This is a genomic window from Rhizobium sp. UBA1881 (assembly GCF_002338015.1).
GTDB lineage: Bacteria > Pseudomonadota > Alphaproteobacteria > Rhizobiales > Rhizobiaceae > Rhizobium.
Genome location: NZ_DDHH01000146.1, coordinates 8,320 through 9,054, shown reverse-complemented (window position 1 = coordinate 9,054; position 735 = coordinate 8,320). Strand labels below are relative to the sequence as shown.

General features: G+C 65.2%; 2 protein-coding genes. Both read right to left on the bottom strand.

Annotated elements, in window-relative coordinates; genetic code table 11:
• Positions 1 to 247, bottom strand: a 247-nt coding sequence (locus B3605_RS17665; RefSeq protein ID WP_296435319.1) for a pyridoxal-phosphate dependent enzyme, incomplete at its 3' end; no start/stop codon positions are given.
• A 69-nt stretch (positions 248 to 316) separates the two neighbouring features.
• Positions 317 to 735: helix-turn-helix domain-containing protein (locus B3605_RS17660; RefSeq protein ID WP_296435318.1), on the bottom strand; the 419-nt coding region annotated here is incomplete at its 5' end.

The window sequence follows — 735 nt, the reverse complement described above, 5'->3', positions numbered from 1 at the left end:
CGCCCTGGGCGTGGTTGCCGGAAGAAAACGCGATGACGCCGCGGGCGCGCACCTCTGGCTCCAGCGCCGAGACGGCCGACCAGCCGCCGCGGAACTTGAAGGAGCCGGTGTGCTGCAGGCATTCGGCCTTGATGAACAGCCGGCGCCCGGCGATCTCATCGAGAAACGGAGAGGAAAGAAGCGGGGTGCGGCGGGCATGTCCACGCAGGCGGGCGCGGGCGGCGACGATCATTTCAATGCTGACCATGGGAGCTCTTTCGGATGATGATGCCGTCATGAATAGGGCGCGGCTTTCGCGTTGTGAACGGCTGCTTTGTCACGGTGACATGAAAATCGGCTCTTGCGGCGCGGGCAGGAATTCCGGTTCCGGCGCGGGCTTTTGGCTGACCGGCCGGGTCTGGTGGCGCCTGCGATATTCGGTGGGGCTTGTGGCGGTGACGCGCAGGAATTCGCGGTTGAAATTCGACTTGCTGATGAAGCCGCAGTCGAACATCAACCGGGTCACCGGCTCATCGGTCGTCTCCAGCATCCGGCAGGCGGCGCGGATTCGGAAGTCGTTGACATATTGCGAGACGCTCGCGCCGTGCACGCGGTTGACGGCGATCGATACGCGGCGGGCCGGCAGGTTCATCCGGCGGGCGATGCGGCCGAGATTGAGTTCGGGGTCGCGGTAGAGTTCGCGCGATTGCATGAGCTCGTCCAGCGATCGGGCGATGGCGCCGTCTTCCTCGGTCG